Here is a 16254-nt window from a genome sequence, read left to right as displayed (position 1 = left end):
TCCCGCAGTCATACCGCCTATCCCCTGTCCAAGGCTATCACCCCTGTCCGGGCGATTTCCCGGATGCCGTAGGGCCGCAGCAGGGAGCAGAGGGTGTCGCACTTTTCCTGCTCCCCCGCAAAACGCAGCGTCACAGAACCCTTTGCCACGTCTACCACTTCCGCCTTCATCAGGGCGGCGATCTGGTTGATTTCTGCCAGATGCTGGGTTTCGCAGCCGGTTTTTATCAGCATCAGCTCGGCCCGCACCGCGCCTGGGGAAAGGGATCGCACCTTAATTACCGGGATAACCTTGTTAAGCTGCTTTTCCACCTGCTCCAGGATGTAGTCGTCGCCTTCCCCCACAATGGTGACACAGGACATAGTGCTGTCCTCTGTGGCGCCCACTGCCACACTGTCCAGGTTGTATCCCCGGCGGGAAAAGAGGCCCACCACCTTGGAGAGCACGCCGGGCTGGTTTTCCACCAGCACAGAAAGGGTATATTTCATCTTTCGCGGCCTCCTTTCAGGCAAATGAAAGCAAACGGGCTTACCGCCTAAAGCACCTGCACACCTGGGCATAGGCTTCCTCGCTCTCCCCCACCAGAGGAGGCACAATCACCCGGTACACCTGCTCCAGGGACTCCTGCACCTCGTCCGCCCCGGGCATCCTGTCTCCCAGGGGCAGAACCAATATCTGATACTCCACGCCGAACAGCCAGGAATACACAGCGGTTTCCCGGCACCCGCACCCATTGTAAAACCGGATGCGCCGGGTGCGCTCCTCTGTTTGGGCCGGGGTTTCGGCAGACTCCAGGCTTTCCACCTCAATAAGCAAAAAGCCCGCGCCAAGGCCCCTTGCCGCCTCCCCCAGCATACGCAGCCCCCGGGTGCCGATCCCCTGCCCCCTGCGCCCGGCGTCCACCGCGAAATAGTCCAGCAGAACGCCGGAACGCCCAGGCGAAAAGGCAAAGGTGCCATAGGCCCCCAAGCCCTCCTCAAAGCAGCCGAAGGACTTATATTTCCCCTCCCCCGTCAGTTCCCGGATGCTGGAAAAAGGGCGCAGCTCCTCCGGAGGGAAATCTGCCTCCATGCGCTCCCCATAAAGCTTTTCCATTTCCTGCAAACTAAGTTCCCGTATTTCCATAGCATCGCCGCTCCTTTCTCTGTTTTCCCTAGGCCTGCCGCCTGCAAAACTTCTCCGCATATAGAGTCTGATTTTAGGGTCAACCTCTTTCTAAAAGGGGTTGTGGGGGTGGAGGGGGCAAAGCCCCTTCCACGTCGGAGGCATTAAGCGCACGGCCTACAGCCCCAGCATCCCCCTGAGATACTGCCCTGTGTAAGAGCCTTCCACCAGGGCCACCTCCTCCGGCGTGCCCTCTGCCACAATTTTCCCGCCCCGGTTGCCGCCTTCCGGCCCCAGGTCGATAATATGGTCGGCGGTTTTGATGAGATCCAGGTTGTGCTCAATGACCACCACTGTGTTCCCTGTGTCCACCAGCCGCTGCAGCACCTCAATCAGCTTGTGTACATCGGCAATATGCAGGCCCGTGGTAGGCTCGTCCAGAATATAGATGGTCTTGCCTGTGGGCCGCTTGGAAAGCTCTGTGGCAAGCTTCACCCGCTGGGCCTCGCCCCCGGAAAGGGTGGTGGCGGGCTGGCCGATTTTCACATACCCCAGGCCCACGTCCTGGAGGGTCTGCAAACGCCTTGCAAGCTTGGGGATGTCCCGGAAAAACTCCAGTCCCTCCTCCACCGTCATTTCCAGCACGTCATAAATGCTTTTGCCCTTATATTTTACTTCCAGCGTTTCCCGGTTATACCGCTGGCCCTTGCACACCTCGCAGGGCACATACACGTCCGGCAGGAAGTGCATTTCAATGCAGATAATGCCGTCTCCCTGGCAGGCCTCGCACCGCCCGCCTTTCACGTTGAAGGAGAACCGGGAGGCTGTAAAGCCCCGCATTTTGGCCTCCTGGGTGCTGGCAAACAGGGTGCGCACATCGTTAAACAGCCCTGTGTAGGTGGCGGGATTGGAGCGGGGCGTCCGGCCTATTGGAGACTGATCTATCTGAATCACCTTGTCCAGATACTCCAGGCCCAAAATCTCCTTGTGCGCCCCGGGATGGGTGTGGGCCCGGTTCAGGCTTCCTGCCAGCTTTTTATAAAGGATTTCATTTACCAGGGAGGACTTGCCGGAGCCGGAAACCCCGGTTACGCACACCAGCTCTCCCAGGGGGATTTTCACGTTCACCTTTTGCAGGTTATTCTGGGCCGCCCCTTTTATTTCCAGGAAATTCCCGCTGCCCTGCCGGCGCTTCTCCGGCACCTCCACCTTTTTCCTGCCGCTTAAATACTGCCCCGTTACAGAGGCCCCGCACTTCTCAATGCCCTTTACAGGCCCGGCATAGATAATATTCCCGCCATGCACCCCGGCCCCCGGCCCCACGTCCACAATGTAGTCGGCGGCCCGCATGGTGTCCTCGTCGTGCTCCACCACAATCACAGTGTTGCCCAAATCCCGCAGGCGCTTCAGCGTCCCCAGCAGCTTGTGGTTGTCCCGCTGGTGCAGGCCGATGGACGGCTCGTCCAGGATGTACAGCACCCCCATAAGGGAAGAACCGATCTGGGTGGCAAGGCGTATCCGCTGGCTTTCCCCGCCGGAAAGGGTGCCGGAAGCCCGGGAAAGGGTAAGATACTCCAGCCCCACGCTTTGCAGGAAGCCCAGCCGGGACTTGATTTCTTTTATAATTGGTGCGGCAATCATGCTTTCCCGCTCTGTAAGGGCGAGGGCGTCCACAAACTCCAGGGCCTCGGTAACAGACTTGTCGCACAGCTCGCTGATGTTAAGGCCTCCCACTGTTACCCCCAGGCTCTCCGGGGAAAGCCTGCGGCCATGGCAGGCGTCGCAGGGCACAGCGCTCATATACCCCTCAATTTCCTCCTTAATCCAGTTAGAGGAAGTTTCCCTGAAACGCCGCTCCAGGTTGTTGATAACCCCCTCAAAAGGGGCCGTATAGGTGCCACTGCCATATTCCCCTGTGCGCCTCAGCTTAATCTTCTCCCCTTTGGTGCCATACAGCAGCACGTCCACAATCTCTTTGGGCAGTTCCCCAATAGGCGTGTCCAGGGAGAAACCATAGTGCTCGGAAAGACCCTGCATGTACATGGCGGCAATGGTGCTGCCCTCCATGGCCCAGCCGCTGGCCTTCAGGCCCCCTTTGCTGATGGAAACCCGGTCGTCCGGGATAATCAGCCGGGGATCCACCTTCATAAACACCCCCAGGCCCGTACACTTCTTGCAGGCCCCGAAGGGGTTGTTGAAGGAGAACATCCGGGGGGTCAGCTCCTCCACGCTGACCCCATGCTCCGGGCAGGCATAATTCTGGGAGAAGGTGATGTCCTCCCCGTCTATGACGTTCACAATCACCACGCCGCCTGTAAGCCCTGCCGCCACCTCAATGGAGTCGGCAAGCCTGGAGCGCACGTCCGGCTTAATCACCAGCCTGTCCACCACGATTTCAATGGTATGCTTCTGGTTCTTGTTCAGTTCAATAGGTTCGTTCAGATCGTACAGCAGGCCGTCCACCCTGGCCCGCACAAAGCCGGAACGCCTGGCCCCCTCAAACTCCTTCTGGTGGGTGCCCTTTCTCCCCCGCACCACCGGGGCCAGCACCTGCACTCGGGTTTTTTCCGGGAGGGCCAGCACCTGATCCACAATCTGATCCACTGTCTGCTGCTTGATTTCCCGTCCGCAGATGGGGCAGTGAGGGATACCGATGCGGGCATACAGCAGCCGCAGGTAGTCGTATATTTCCGTCACTGTACCCACAGTGGACCGGGGGTTTTTAGAGGTGGTTTTCTGGTCGATGGAGATAGCGGGGGACAGCCCGTCAATCATGTCCACGTCCGGCTTCTCCATCTGGCCCAAAAACATCCGGGCATAGGAGGAAAGGCTCTCCACATAACGCCTCTGCCCCTCGGCATAGATGGTGTCAAAAGCAAGGCTGGACTTCCCCGAACCAGAAAGCCCTGTCAGCACCACCAGCTTGTCCCGGGGGATCTCCACGTCCACGTTTTTCAGGTTGTGTTCCCTGGCGCCATGCACCACGATTTTATCCAGGCTCATCTTCTTTCCCCTTCCTAAGGCCGTGGGGCTTTGCCCCAAACCCTTCTAAGACCTTGGGACTCTGTCCCAAACCCTACAAACCCTTTTGGAAAAGGGTTTGATCCGAAAACTAAATTTATTTGTGTTGATTTGTGCCACTCCGCCCCGCGCGGTGCGGCTTTCCTTGTTCCACTCTGTTTCCCCGCGTCACTGGTGCAGCGGCACGCTGCCCGCGTCTTGGGTCAAGCGTTGCGCTTACCGAAAAAGAATCGTCCCACACCCGGCAGGAACCGAACCTTTCATAGCCCGGTTCCACGCCTGTGTTGGGGGTAGTAAATCTATTTTTTGTCAGGTTATTTAATATACTACTCTGCCTTAAACCCGTTAAACCAAGCCCTGTCCTCAAAGGCCTTTTTCCTTGGGGCAGGCCGGGGCTTCTCGGCGGCCCGCCCTATGGGCAGGAAGCACACCAGGTCATACTCCTGGGGCACGCCCAGGATATCCGCCATCTTCCGCCCGATCTTGTCCTCATCTGTAATGTGCCCCTCATACCAGCAGCTTTCATAGCCCATCTCACAAATTGCCAGCAGCATGTTTTCAATAGCCGCGGCATAGTCCTGCACTTGGAAGCACCGGTCGCGGTACGCGAAAATCTTCTGGGTCAGCACGCAGATCATGGCGGGGGCAGTGGCCCCAGCGGGCGGGTCGATAACAGCCCTCAGCCGCTCCAGCAAGGCGGGGTCGTCTATGGCGATAAGGCTGGTTGTCTGCTTGTTGCACCCGGAGGGCGCTGCCAGCCCGGCTTCCATAATTTTTTTCAGGTCTTCCCGGGGCACAGGGGTGTTTTCATACCTGCCCCGGTAGCTTCGGCGGTTTAAAATGCGTTCTATCATATTCATGGGAGCTTTCTCCTTTTATATATTATGTAACAGCTACGGCGGATGTCCTTTTTCTTCTTTTACTACTGCACATGCCACATACATAGATAAGCCTCCTTCACCATAGCCGGGCCTTCCCCGTCCAGCCTGTTCCCCGCGCCGCTGGTGCAGCGGCACGCTGCCCTCCGGGAGCACCCCCCTTACGCGGCCATACGCGTAAGCCGCATAAACCCTTTATGCGGCGGAAGGTTTCCTCCCTGTTCCCCGCGTCATTGATGCAGCGGTACGCTGCCCACGCCGCTGGTACAGCGGCACGCTGCCCTCCGGGAGCACCCGGCTTACGCGACCGTGCGCGTAAGCCGCATAAACCCTTTATGCGGCGGAAAGTTTCCTCCCTGTTCCTCGCGTCTTGGGTCAAGCGTTACGCTTGCTTTTCCTGGGCAGCGGCGCGTGCCCGGCCCCCTGGCCTTCCAGCTCCTTTATCTTGTCCCGCAGGTATGCCGCATGCTCGAATTCCAAGAGCTTTGCAGCCGCCTTCATCTCCTTGGTATACTGCTCGATAAGCTGCTGGCGCTCCGCAGGGGTATAGCGCTTCTTCTTTTTCTTCCCGTCCTCCTTGTGGGTGGAAATTTCCAAAATCTCCGCCACGCTCTTGGTGATGGTCTTAGGCGTAATGCCATGTTCCTCGTTATATTTCTGCTGGATGGCGCGCCTGCGCTCCGTTTCCGTAATGGCATATTCCATGGAGGGCGTCACCTCGTCAGCATACATAATAACCTGCCCCCCGGCGTTGCGGGCGGCGCGGCCAATGGTCTGGATAAGGGAGCGCCCGCTGCGCAGGAAGCCCTCCTTGTCCGCGTCCAATATGGCCACCAGGGAAACCTCCGGGATGTCCAGGCCCTCCCGCAACAGGTTAATGCCCACCAGCACATCGAAGTCTCCCAAGCGCAGATCCCGGATAATCTCCATGCGCTCCACCGTGTCAATATCGTGGTGCATATACCGCACCTTTATGCCGTACCCCTCTAAAAACCCGGTGAGATCCTCCGCCATTTTTTTGGTCAGGGTGGTAACTAAAACCCGCTCCCCCTTTTCCGTGCGCAGGTTGATTTCCGAAATCAAGTCGTCTATCTGCCCGTCCGTGGGCTTTACGGTAATCAGGGGATCCAAAAGCCCTGTGGGCCGTATCACCTGCTCCACCACCTGGGCGGACTTCTCCAGCTCCAAATCTCCCGGCGTGGCGCTGACAAACACCGCCTGCCGGATATGGCTGTAAAATTCATCGAAGTTTAAGGGCCGGTTGTCAAAGGCCGAGGGCAGCCGGAAGCCATACTGCACAAGCTGCTCCTTCCGGGCGCGATCCCCCGCAAACATGCCCCGCACCTGGGGCAAAGTTACATGGGACTCGTCCACAAACAGCAGGAAATCGTCCGGGAAATAATCCAACAGGGTAAAGGGGGCGCTGCCCGGCTCCCGGCCGGAAAGCACCCGGGAATAGTTTTCAATCCCCTTGCAGAACCCGATTTCCGCAAGCATTTCCATATCATATCTTGTGCGCTGTTCAATGCGCTGGGCCTCAATCAGCTTCCCCTGCTCCTTAAAAAAGGCCACCTGCTTCTCCATCTCCTCATGGAGGTCGGCAATAGCTTTCTCCATTTTGTCCCGGGGCACAATATAGTGGGAAGCCGGGTATATGGCGATGTGGCCCAGTTCGGACAGCACGTCTCCTGTAAGGGGGTTAAACTCCCGCAGCCGCTCAATCTCGTCCCCGAAAAACTCCACCCGCACCGCCTTGTCGCTGGACTCTGCCGGGAAAATCTCCACCACATCCCCCCGCACCCGGAACTTGTTGCGGATGAAATTTATGTCGTTGCGCTCATATTGCAGCTCCACCAGCCTTTTTAAAAGCTCGTCCCGCTCCATCTCCTTGCCTGGACGCAGGGAGATGACCATGGTGCGGTAGTCGATGGGGTCGCCCAGGCTGTAGATGCAGGACACAGAGGCCACAATAATCACATCCCGGCGCTCGGAAAGGGCGCAGGTGGCGCTGTGGCGCAGCTTGTCAATTTCATCATTGATGGCGGAGTCCTTTTCAATATAAGTGTCTGTCTGGGCGATATAGGCCTCGGGCTGGTAATAATCGTAATAGGACACAAAATACTCCACCGCGTTTTCCGGAAAAAATTCCCGGAACTCCGAGCAAAGCTGGGCCGCCAGAGTTTTGTTGTGGGCCAGCACCAGGGCCGGACGGTTCAGCCTGGCAATCACATTTGCCATAGTAAAGGTTTTGCCAGAGCCTGTCACGCCCAGTAGGGTCTGCTCCTTGTCCCCCTGGTTTACCCCCTGCACCAGCCGGCTCACAGCTTCCGGCTGATCCCCAGTGGGCTGAAATTTTGAAACCAGCTTAAAATCCATCCCTGCGCCCTCCCTGTTTTTCTAAATATTCCCGCTCCATGGCCCTGGCGATTTCCAACTGCTCCCGCTGGAAATCCCACATATCCATGCGCCCCTGGTTCCAGGCATCGCTGGCAGCAAAGGAAAAGCACCCGTTGCTGCCAAATACCAGGTGGTCTGACAGGGGAACCTGTACGCTCTCCAAAGCCAGCTCCACCTGCCGGGTGACAACCACATCATTGCGGGAGGGCATGGCCTGCCCGCTGGGATGGTTGTGGGCCAGCAGGGCAAAAGCCGCGTCATGGTCAATGCAGAGGGAAACGATTTTGCGGATATACATAGGCACCTCGCTGATAGCGCCCTCGCACACAATATTGTTGTATATCACCCGCTTCTGCCCGTCCAGGAGCAGCAGCACCACAGCCTCGGTTTTCCGTCCCGCAAGCTTGGGAAAAAGGACGGAAGCGGCAGATTCCGTATCATACACACGCCGCAGCCCGGAGGCCTGATCCTCCAGGGTCTCTCTCGCCGCCTCCGCTGTAGCGCCCAGCAGGCGGACAGCGGGACTGCTCATCCCTGCAATCTCCAGCAGCTCCTTTTCCGGGGCAACCAGCACCTCTGAAAGGCTGCCAAATACCTCCAGCAGCTCTCCCGCAGCCCGGGCCGCGGTTTCTGGAGGCAGCAGGCAGGAGAGCAGCTTGCCCAAAACCGCCCTCTGCCGCAGTTCCATAGCGGAAGGCCCTGCGCTTTTCTTTCTCGTTCTTGCCATCCCCAGGCACCTCCCGTTCTTTTAACTCCGTATCTGTCGGAACCCTTGGCAGCCCCTTTCTTTTCAACAAAAAACCGCCAGGGGCTTTCTCAAATCCATATAGTCATGCAGCTTAAAAAATACTCTTTCCAAGCCGCATGACTATATAATACAAAACATTTGTTCACATGTCAATCTTTCCCGCAGATTTTTTTCAAAAACAGGGACAAACAAAAAAGAAAGCCCGGGAAAATGCCAAAGGTATAAGCAACGCAAAAAGAACACCCCAATCTGTGGCTATGCTGCGATCAGCCTTACCTGTTCCTGGTTAATCATCCCCGGCCACTTCCCGCAGGCCATGGCGGCGCAGTCCGTTTGGGGCCGAAAACGGGCAAAAAATTTTGCAATCCCATTTTGCGAGATTGCAAAATTTCCAGCAATATGCAAACGGTTTTCCGCGAAAAACCTAGTATTTAAGCCATTCCCCGGAGTTTTCCACATTTTTTCATGTTGATAAAGCAGGCCTGCCCTGGGTTTTGCAGGTCACTTGAAAACTTACAACAGCGCTTTGCGGCAGGCTGAAACCATATCCCGGGAAAGCTATTCCAGCTCAAAGGCACCTGTGTAAAGCTGGTAGTATTTCCCCTTCTGGGCAATAAGCTCTTTATGGCTGCCCCGCTCGATAATGCGGCCCAGCTCCAGCACCATAATGCTGTCGGAATTCTGCACAGTGGAAAGCCTGTGGGCGATGACAAACACAGTGCGGCCCTGCATCAGCCCGTCCATGCCCTGCTGCACCAGGCGTTCGGTGCGGGTGTCGATGGAAGAGGTGGCCTCGTCCAGCACCATCACAGGGGGATCTGCCACAGCCGCCCGGGCAATGGCCAGAAGCTGCCGCTGGCCCTGGGAAAGGCTGCCCCCGTCCCCGGAGAGCACTGTGTCATAGCCCTTTGGCAGGCGGCGGATGAAGCTGTCGGCGTTTGCAAGCTTTGCCGCCGCTTCCACCTCCTCGTCGGTGGCGTCAAGCTTCCCGTAGCGGATGTTGTCCCCCACCGTCCCGGTGAACAGGTTGGTGTCCTGGAGCACAATGCCCAAAGAGCGGCGGAGATCCGGCTTTTTAATCTTGTTGATGTTGATGCCGTCATAGCGGATTTTCCCGTCCGCAATGTCATAGAAGCGGTTTATCAGGTTGGTGATGGTGGTTTTGCCCGCGCCTGTGGCCCCTACAAAGGCTACCTTCTGCCCGGGCTGGGCCTCCAAAGACACGTCGCGGAGCACCAGCTTTTCCTCATTGTAGCCGAAGTCCACCTCCCGCAGTTCCACCCGGCCTGTCAGCCGGGTGTAGGTGACAGATCCATCGTGATGGGGGTGCTTCCAGGCCCACAACCCTGTGCGCTCCGCTGTCTCCGCAAGCTTTCCGTCCACCTCTTTTGCGTTCACCAGGGTAACATACCCCTCGTCCTGCTCTGGGGACTCATCCATCACGTCAAAGATGCGCTCGGCTCCAGCCAGGGCCATAATGATGGTGTTGAACTGCTGGGAAATCTGGCTGATGGGCTGGGTAAAGCTGCGGCTTAGCTGCAAAAACGCCGCGATGCCTCCCAGGGTCAGCCCGCCTATGCCGGAAAGGGACAGGGCGCCGCCAGCGATGGCGATGAGCACATACTGCAAATGGCCCAGGTTGTTCATAACCGGCCCCATGATGTTGGCATAGCTGTTGGCTGCGTCGGCCTCCCGGCGCAGTTCTTCGTTGAGGGCATCAAAATCCGCCTTGGCCCTGTCCTCATGGCAGAATACCTGCACCACCTTCTGCCCGGTGACCAGCTCTTCGATAAAGCCGTTCACCGCCCCCAAGGCCCGCTGCTGCCGGACGAAATACTTGCCGCTCTGCCCGCCGATGTGCTTGGTTACCGCCAGCATGAAAGCCACGAACAGGACTACCAGAGCCGTGAGGGGGATGCTGGTGGTTACCATGGCGCAGAACACGGAAACCACTGTGATCACCGAGGAAAAGGCCTGGGGGATTCCCTGGGAAATCATCTGCCGCAGGGTGTCTGTGTCGTTGGTGTAGCGGCTCATCAGGTCGCCGTGGGTGTGGGTGTCGAAATACTTGATAGGCAAGGCCTGCATGTGGGAGAACAAATCGTCCCGGATTTTTTTCAGCATTCCCTGGGAAATGCCCACCATCAGCCAGTTATATAGGAAGGTGGATCCAACGCCTAAAAGGTAGATAAGCGCCATCCTGCCAATGGCCCCCAGCAGGGCCGCCATCCCCTGCCCTACACTGGAAAAGGCCTGGGACGTGCCGGCATATACTGCCATAAGGGGTTCGATGTAATCGTCAATGAGGGTTTGCAGGAACATGGATCCAAGCACCCCGGCCACAGCGCTTAGCAGGATGCAAAGAAGCACCACGGCAAACCGCGCCTGATACCCCCGGCCCAAATAGCTTAACAGCCGTTTTATGGTTTTCCCCTGGTTTTTAGGCCCCTGGCCTTTTACAAAGGCTCCCGGCCCCCGGCCCGGAGGGCCTCCGTGTACTCTAGGCTGCGCCATGGTCATCCTCTCCCTTCTGCTGCGATTCATATACTTCCCGGTAAATAGCGCTCTTTTCCATCAGTTCCTCATGGGTGCCCGCATCCGCTATCTTACCGCCATCCAGCACGATAATCTGGTCGGCATCCTGGACAGAGGCTACCCGCTGGGCAATGATGATTTTCGTGGTGCCGGGGATTTCCTCCCGGAAGGCCTGGCGGATAAGGGCGTCTGTGCGGGTGTCCACCGCGCTGGTGGAATCGTCTAAAATAAGGATTTTCGGCTTTTTCAGCAAGGCCCTGGCAATGCACAGCCGCTGCTTCTGCCCGCCGGACACATTGGAGCCTCCCTGCTCGATATAGGTGTCATAGCCCTCTGGGAACTGCCGGATAAACCCGTCTGCCTGGGCCAGCTCGCACACATGGGCAAGCTCCTCGTCTGTGGCGTTTTCATTGCCCCAGCGCAGGTTTTCCTTGATGGTGCCGGAGAAAAGCTCGTTTTTTTGCAGCACCATGGCAACCTCCTCCCGCAAGGCCCGGAGGGTATAGTCCCGCACGTCCGCGCCGCCCACCAGCACCCGGCCCCCGGTGCAGTCATACAGCCGGGGGATAAGCTGCACCAGGCTGCTTTTGCCAGCGCCTGTGCCCCCCAGAATGCCCACAGTCTGGCCAGAGGCAATCTCCAGGTTAATTTCGGAAAGGCACACGCGCCCCTCCTTTTGATAGCGGAATTCCACGTTCTCAAAGCGCACAGAGCCGTCTGCCACAGCCGCAAGGCCCTTTTCCCCGTCGCTAATTTCGTTTTCCTCCTCCAGTAGCTCTGTAATGCGCTCTATGGAGGCCCGGGACATGGTAATCATCACAAAGAACATGGAGAGCATCATCAGGCTCATAAGGATTTGGCTGGCATAGGACAAAAGGCTCATAAGCTGGCCTGTGGTCATGGAGCCTTTGAAAATCAGCTTTGCCCCAAACCAGGAGATGAGCAGAATGCAGGCATACATGCAAAACTGCATTAACGGGGCGTTAAAGGCCAGGATTTTTTCCGCCAGGGCCGAATCGTGCCGGATGTCCTCGCTGGCGGCTGTAAACTTCTCCGTCTCGTGCTCCTCCCGCACAAAGGCTTTCACCGCCCGAATGCCCCGCAGGTTTTCCTGCACCACCACGTTCAGCCGGTCATAGCGCTTGAACATGCGCTCGAACACCGGGTGGGCCTTGCTGGCGATAAACAGCAGCCCTGCCCCCAGAACCGGGATGGCGACAAGGAACACCAGGGACAGGCCGGGGTTCAGGTAAAAAGACATGATAAGGGAAAACACCAGCATGGCAGGCGCCCGCACCGAACGGGTCATCATCTGGAAGGCGTTTTGCAGGTTTGTCACGTCAGTGGTAAGCCGGGTGACAATGCTGGCGGAGGAAAATTTGTCGATGTTCCCAAAGGAATAGCCCTGCACCTTGTGGAACATATCCTGCCGCAGGTTGGCTGCAAACCCGGCGGAAGCCTTGGCGGCGCTGCGTCCTGCCAAAAAACCAAAGGCCAGGGAAATAAGGGTGGCTGCAGCCAGGGCAGCGCCCACCTTGAGGATAGTCCGCATGTCCCCTGCTTCAATGCCCTGGTCAATCAGCACTGCCATCAGCAGGGGGATTACCACCTCCATCACCGCTTCCATGGTGACAAAGGCCGGAGCCAGCAAGGTGTCCTTCTTATACTGCCGGACGCTGCCGGCAAGCTTTCGTATCATATGCACCGCTTCCTTTCTTTCGTTGGGGGCCTGCCCCAAACCCCGCTTAAGAAACTTTTTTAAGGAAAAAGTTTCTTAAAAATCTTCAAAAACCTTCACAGGTAAGTGTGGCGGATGGGGATGGCTGCCTTGAATTTTTATAAGTTTATATCCTTACAGTACGTTCCCTAACAATATGGGCAGAAAAGAGCGCTGTCACTTCATGGCGCTCTCAGCATTGTCGCGTATCTTGCCGCACAGCCGGAAAAACTCCTGCTTTTCCTCCGGGGAAAGCCCCTGGGAAAGCTGCTCCTCTGTTTTGCGGATGCACTCCCCCACCCGCTCATGCAGCTCCACTGCCTGCGGGGTCAACTGGATTTTTTTCAACCGCGCGTCCTCCCCTACAGACTGCCGGGTTATCCAGCCGTTTTTCTCCATCAACTGCAAAATGCCCGTCACGGTGGACCGCCGCACCCCGAACTGCTCCTGGATATCCCGTTGGAACACATCCCGGTTCCGGTTTTCATAGAGATACCCCATCACCCAGGTCTGGGTTTTGGTGGGCTTTTCCGCCATGTCCTGAAAGGCCTGCTGATCCACCAGCCGCTTGCACAAAATGTGCAGCCGGTGTATCTGAAAGCCGATTTCGTCCCAGTGCTCCTTGCGCGGGGCCGGATGCCCCTGAAGAGGTTCGCGATTTTCCATCTGGCTGCTCCTTTCCGGGATCCCCCAATCTGTTAGTTCCCAAACTGTTAGGACACTATCATTATACCGCTGCTTTTTTCCCCTGTCAAGTGCTTTTGGAAAATTTTGAGGCACCGGGCTTTTCCTTATCCGGGGCAGGCTCCCTGCCCAAAGGCGGCGGGCGCTGGGGATTATCCGTCAGGCACATGATATAGTCCATGGTGGTGCCGAAAAACTTTGCCAGCACCATCAGGGTTTCCGTAGGCGGCACCCGCTCTCCCCGCTCATATTTGGAAATCAGGGTCTGCTCGATGCCTGTCTGCATTTGCAGGCCCACCTGTGTTAGCCGCCGCTTTTTCCGCAGCTCCCGCAAGCGATTTTCCATCCGGCTCACCTCCTCGCCCCTGTCCTTATAGAACATTTTGGCATAAAGGAGTATTGACAAAAAGGACGATTTGTCCTATTATAAGGGAGGAAAATTTTTGGAAGGGATGGTGGCGGTGGAAAATAACAGTTCCATGTGGGAAAAGCTGTACAGGCTTTCTGCCTGGGCGCTCTTTGGGCTTTTGCTGGGGCTGGGAGGGGCCGCAGGCGTTTGGCTGTTTTTTCTAAGCGGGTTTTCCTTCATTGGCCTGGGGGCAGGAGGCGCTGCGGCAGCCATGGGGTTTGCCTTGGGAACGCGGATGCTTTCCAGCGCCATGCTGCGGCTGGAAAGCCTGGCGGCTTGCAGCGGGAAACAGCGGAAGCCATAAAAAAGTGCGCGGCCCTTTTGCGGGTACGCGCACTTTCTTTGCGGTTTTATTTATGGCAATACCGCATAATTCTAACTGGTATATGGCGAAAAAGCTCCCGCGGGATGCCGCTTAAGGCGGAAGCAGGGAATTGTGCGGTGCTGCCTTATGCCTTCCTGTTTTTCTCATAGAGCAGGTGCAGGCCCTTTAAGAGCAGGTTCGGCTCATAGTGGATTTCCCTTTTGCAATAAGGGTGGACAACTGCCATCAGCCCCCCTGTGGCCACTGCCGTAACCTTCTCCCCCAGGGCTTCCTCCACCCGGCCGATAAGGCCGTCCAGCATACAGGCGCTGCCATAAATAGCCCCGGCCTGCATACAGTCCACCGTGTTGGTGCCGATAACCCGGGGCGGGGCTTCCAGATGGATATAGGGAAGCTGGGCCGCCCGGGCGCTGAGGGCGTCTACAGAGGTGCGCAGGCCGGGCATAATCATGCCCCCCAGGTGGGCGCCGTTCTTTCCCACCACCGACATAGTGGTGGCAGTGCCCATGTCAAAAATAACCAAGGGCGGGTCGTATGCAGCCAAAGCCGCCACCGCGTCCACCACCCGGTCTGCCCCAAGCTGGGCCGGGTTGTCGATACGGATATCCAGGCCTGTTTTTAACCCCGCGCCTACAACCAGGAATTCCTTCCCCGTCATCTGCCGGGCCGCGTCCGCAATGACAGTGCGCAGTTCCGGCACCACGCTGGCTAAAATTCCTCCCTCTAAGCCCTTGGGATCCACCCCCTGCCGGGAGAGCAGGCCCTCTAAAAGCAGGCTGTATTCGTCTGCTGTCTTGTAGCGGTCGCTGCGGATGCGCAGGGTGAAAAGGAGATTGTCCCCCTCCAGGCACCCCAGCACTGTGTTGGTATTGCCTATGTCAATTGCAAGAATCATGCTTTCTCCTCCTGTTCCCTGTTGGGGATAACGCGGGCCTTGTCAAGCCCCGCGCATATGGCCCCGCAAAGCACTGCCGCCGCTATGGCCTCGGGAATGCCGTTTGCCAGCATAATGCTTAAAATGGCCCCACTAACCAGGGTATGGGAAATGCCCTGGGCCGCGGCAAAAGCCTCTCCCAGCACAAGGCCCATCAGGCCCATTACCAACACGGTGTTCACCGCCGCGCCGGCAATCCCCGCCAGCACAAAGCCTGTCCTGCGGCCCCAGGCCCTTCCCTTTGCCAACCGGGACATGCCGGCAAATACGAACCAGGGCACCGCGCCTGTAAGGATGCGGGGCACAAGGCAGATCAGCAGCGCCCACAGGCTGCCCTTGTCCGTTCCGGGCAGGGGCACAAAGGGGGAAAAGGCAAAGCTTAAAAGGCTGGGGGCCATGGTGTTTTTCCAAAGGCTGACAAGGCCGAAAAGAGCGCCCAGCCCAGCCCCCCGCTTAGGGCCAAGAACCACAGAGCCGATAATGACCGGCACATGCAGGATGGTGGCCTTGATAAGGGGCAGGTCGATAAGCCCCAAAGGCGTGAAAGCCATTAAGAGAATAATGGCGGCGAACAGGGCAGTGAGCACCAGCTCCTGCATGGGACGGGCGGGGTGTGCTGTTTTGCTTTCCATCATAAAAAACCTCCACTGCTGTTCCCTTTTTCCGCAGGGATACAGCGCGTATTTTTGCCGGAACGCCGCTTGCAGTATGCCCTTTTGCGCCCCGCGAAAGCCTGAAAGCTTTCAGGCTTTTCACACAGGTTCCTGTCCTGCCCCAGCGGGTGCAGGCTGTTATAAAGGCGCAGGCATGGCTCCAGCCTTGCCAGTATACCACAAAAGCTTTGAAAAAGAAAGAGCAAAGGCAAAAAGAAACGTTCCTCTGCCTTTGCTCCTGTCTGTCATCCTCCGTCAATCTCCAGCCCCAGGCCATACAGAAGGCTTACCGCCTCGGGCATGGAGAACTTCGCCCCCTTCACCTGGTTGCCCTCTATGGAGAAGCCGTACTCCGCGGCCCCCCGGAAGTCTGCGCCGGAAAGGTCGTTGTGGGAAAAAGCGGCGCCCCGCAGCAGGCAGCCGGAAAAATCCGCCCCGCTAAGGCGGCAGTCCTCAAAAAAGCTGCCGGAAAGATCGCAGCCAGCAAAAGAGAACTTCCCCAGCTCCAGGTGGAAAAAGAGGCAGTGGTGCAGGGTGCAGCGGGCAAAGCTGTCAAAGGGCAGGAAACCCAAATCCTGCTTCCGGGGATCTAAGAGGGCGGCCCAGTCTATTCCCAGCACCGCGCAGTCCTCAAAGGAATTGCCCATGGCCTGGACGTTGTCAAAGGAAAGCCCTCCTAAGCGGCACCGGGCAAAATGGCACCCGGTGAAGCGGCAGCTCTGGAAGGAAAGCCCCTGGAAGCGGCAGTCCGAAAAGAGGCAGTCCTCGAACAGGACGCCGCGAAAATCCCCCTCCTCCAGCCGCAGGGCAGAAAATTCCTCTCCCGCATATTCCTTTTTTGCCATAAGC

Annotated in this window: 14 protein-coding genes; 1 reads left to right on the top strand and 13 read right to left on the bottom strand. The window is 57.5% G+C overall.

The window, feature by feature from the left end:
- Positions 1 to 17: 17 nt before the first annotated feature.
- The 10 genes from ilvN to VSQ30_RS06685 form a co-directional block, all read right to left on the bottom strand.
- Positions 18 to 488, bottom strand: a complete 471-nt coding sequence (gene ilvN, locus VSQ30_RS06730) for an acetolactate synthase small subunit (protein ID WP_334462940.1) — start codon at positions 486 to 488, stop codon at positions 18 to 20.
- 40 nt (positions 489 to 528) lie between these two features.
- Positions 529 to 1125, bottom strand: a complete 597-nt coding sequence (locus tag VSQ30_RS06725; RefSeq protein ID WP_334462937.1) for a GNAT family N-acetyltransferase — start codon at positions 1123 to 1125, stop codon at positions 529 to 531.
- 156 nt (positions 1126 to 1281) lie between these two features.
- A complete protein-coding gene (gene uvrA / locus VSQ30_RS06720; RefSeq protein ID WP_334462935.1) occupies positions 1282 to 4107 on the bottom strand; it encodes an excinuclease ABC subunit UvrA in 2826 nt (941 codons plus the stop codon).
- A 344-nt stretch (positions 4108 to 4451) separates the two neighbouring features.
- Positions 4452 to 4985: a nitroreductase family protein gene (locus VSQ30_RS06715; RefSeq protein ID WP_334462933.1), complete on the bottom strand. Its 534-nt coding sequence runs from the start codon at positions 4983 to 4985 to the stop codon at positions 4452 to 4454.
- Positions 4986 to 5378: 393 nt separating this feature from the next.
- Positions 5379 to 7379: an excinuclease ABC subunit UvrB gene (gene uvrB, locus VSQ30_RS06710; protein WP_334462931.1), complete on the bottom strand. Its 2001-nt coding sequence runs from the start codon at positions 7377 to 7379 to the stop codon at positions 5379 to 5381.
- Positions 7369 to 8127, bottom strand: a complete 759-nt coding sequence (locus VSQ30_RS06705) for a JAB domain-containing protein (protein WP_334462930.1) — start codon at positions 8125 to 8127, stop codon at positions 7369 to 7371. Before VSQ30_RS06705 ends, uvrB begins: the two co-directional genes overlap by 11 nt.
- A 579-nt stretch (positions 8128 to 8706) precedes the next feature.
- Entirely contained in the window at positions 8707 to 10662 is a 1956-nt protein-coding gene (locus tag VSQ30_RS06700; protein WP_334462928.1) for an ABC transporter ATP-binding protein, read from the bottom strand.
- Positions 10649 to 12382 carry an ABC transporter ATP-binding protein gene (locus tag VSQ30_RS06695; RefSeq protein WP_334462926.1) on the bottom strand — a complete coding sequence of 578 codons (1734 nt, stop codon included), beginning with the start codon at positions 12380 to 12382 and terminating at the stop codon, positions 10649 to 10651. Before VSQ30_RS06695 ends, VSQ30_RS06700 begins: the two co-directional genes overlap by 14 nt.
- A gap of 195 nt (positions 12383 to 12577) precedes the next feature.
- Positions 12578 to 13066 carry a MarR family winged helix-turn-helix transcriptional regulator gene (locus VSQ30_RS06690; RefSeq protein WP_334462925.1) on the bottom strand — a complete coding sequence of 163 codons (489 nt, stop codon included), beginning with the start codon at positions 13064 to 13066 and terminating at the stop codon, positions 12578 to 12580.
- An 85-nt stretch (positions 13067 to 13151) separates the two neighbouring features.
- On the bottom strand, positions 13152 to 13430 hold the full coding sequence (locus tag VSQ30_RS06685; protein WP_160641573.1) for a helix-turn-helix domain-containing protein: 279 nt from the start codon (positions 13428 to 13430) through the stop codon (positions 13152 to 13154).
- Positions 13431 to 13527: 97 nt separating this feature from the next.
- Between VSQ30_RS06685 and VSQ30_RS06680 the strand changes: the two genes are divergently transcribed.
- On the top strand, positions 13528 to 13797 hold the full coding sequence (locus VSQ30_RS06680; protein WP_160641572.1) for a hypothetical protein: 270 nt from the start codon (positions 13528 to 13530) through the stop codon (positions 13795 to 13797).
- A 145-nt stretch (positions 13798 to 13942) separates the two neighbouring features.
- On the opposite strand, the gene VSQ30_RS06675 is transcribed toward VSQ30_RS06680, so the two are convergent.
- From VSQ30_RS06675 to VSQ30_RS06665, 3 genes are all read right to left on the bottom strand, one after another.
- On the bottom strand, positions 13943 to 14713 hold the full coding sequence (locus VSQ30_RS06675) for a type III pantothenate kinase (protein WP_160641571.1): 771 nt from the start codon (positions 14711 to 14713) through the stop codon (positions 13943 to 13945).
- Complete coding sequence (locus tag VSQ30_RS06670; protein WP_334462923.1) at positions 14710 to 15387, bottom strand: ECF transporter S component; 678 nt, start codon at positions 15385 to 15387, stop codon at positions 14710 to 14712. The genes VSQ30_RS06675 and VSQ30_RS06670 overlap by 4 nt, the downstream gene beginning before the upstream one ends.
- A gap of 263 nt (positions 15388 to 15650) precedes the next feature.
- Positions 15651 to 16250, bottom strand: coding sequence for a pentapeptide repeat-containing protein (locus tag VSQ30_RS06665; protein WP_334462922.1), 600 nt, complete (start codon positions 16248 to 16250; stop codon positions 15651 to 15653).
- Positions 16251 to 16254 lie beyond the last annotated feature (4 nt).

This window comes from Acutalibacter sp. JLR.KK004, from assembly GCF_036941085.1.
Lineage (GTDB): Bacteria > Bacillota > Clostridia > Oscillospirales > Acutalibacteraceae > Acutalibacter.
Note: the sequence above shows the minus strand (reverse complement) of the source record. Positions and strands in the feature narration are given on the sequence as shown.

Excerpts from the sequence above, each read along its gene's own strand:
- VSQ30_RS06695 (WP_334462926.1), bottom strand. The coding sequence starts at position 12,382 with ATGATACGAAAGCTTGCCGGCAGCGTCCGGCAGTATAAGAAGGACACC.
- VSQ30_RS06665 (WP_334462922.1), bottom strand. The coding sequence starts at position 16,250 with ATGGCAAAAAAGGAATATGCGGGAGAGGAATTTTCTGCCCTGCGGCTG.
- VSQ30_RS06725 (WP_334462937.1), bottom strand. The coding sequence starts at position 1,125 with ATGGAAATACGGGAACTTAGTTTGCAGGAAATGGAAAAGCTTTATGGG.
- VSQ30_RS06685 (WP_160641573.1), bottom strand. The coding sequence starts at position 13,430 with ATGGAAAATCGCTTGCGGGAGCTGCGGAAAAAGCGGCGGCTAACACAG.
- uvrA (WP_334462935.1), bottom strand. The coding sequence starts at position 4,107 with ATGAGCCTGGATAAAATCGTGGTGCATGGCGCCAGGGAACACAACCTG.
- VSQ30_RS06690 (WP_334462925.1), bottom strand. The coding sequence starts at position 13,066 with ATGGAAAATCGCGAACCTCTTCAGGGGCATCCGGCCCCGCGCAAGGAG.
- VSQ30_RS06675 (WP_160641571.1), bottom strand. The coding sequence starts at position 14,713 with ATGATTCTTGCAATTGACATAGGCAATACCAACACAGTGCTGGGGTGC.
- ilvN (WP_334462940.1), bottom strand. The coding sequence starts at position 488 with ATGAAATATACCCTTTCTGTGCTGGTGGAAAACCAGCCCGGCGTGCTC.
- VSQ30_RS06715 (WP_334462933.1), bottom strand. The coding sequence starts at position 4,985 with ATGAATATGATAGAACGCATTTTAAACCGCCGAAGCTACCGGGGCAGG.
- VSQ30_RS06705 (WP_334462930.1), bottom strand. The coding sequence starts at position 8,127 with ATGGCAAGAACGAGAAAGAAAAGCGCAGGGCCTTCCGCTATGGAACTG.
- uvrB (WP_334462931.1), bottom strand. The coding sequence starts at position 7,379 with ATGGATTTTAAGCTGGTTTCAAAATTTCAGCCCACTGGGGATCAGCCG.
- VSQ30_RS06700 (WP_334462928.1), bottom strand. The coding sequence starts at position 10,662 with ATGGCGCAGCCTAGAGTACACGGAGGCCCTCCGGGCCGGGGGCCGGGA.
- VSQ30_RS06670 (WP_334462923.1), bottom strand. The coding sequence starts at position 15,387 with ATGATGGAAAGCAAAACAGCACACCCCGCCCGTCCCATGCAGGAGCTG.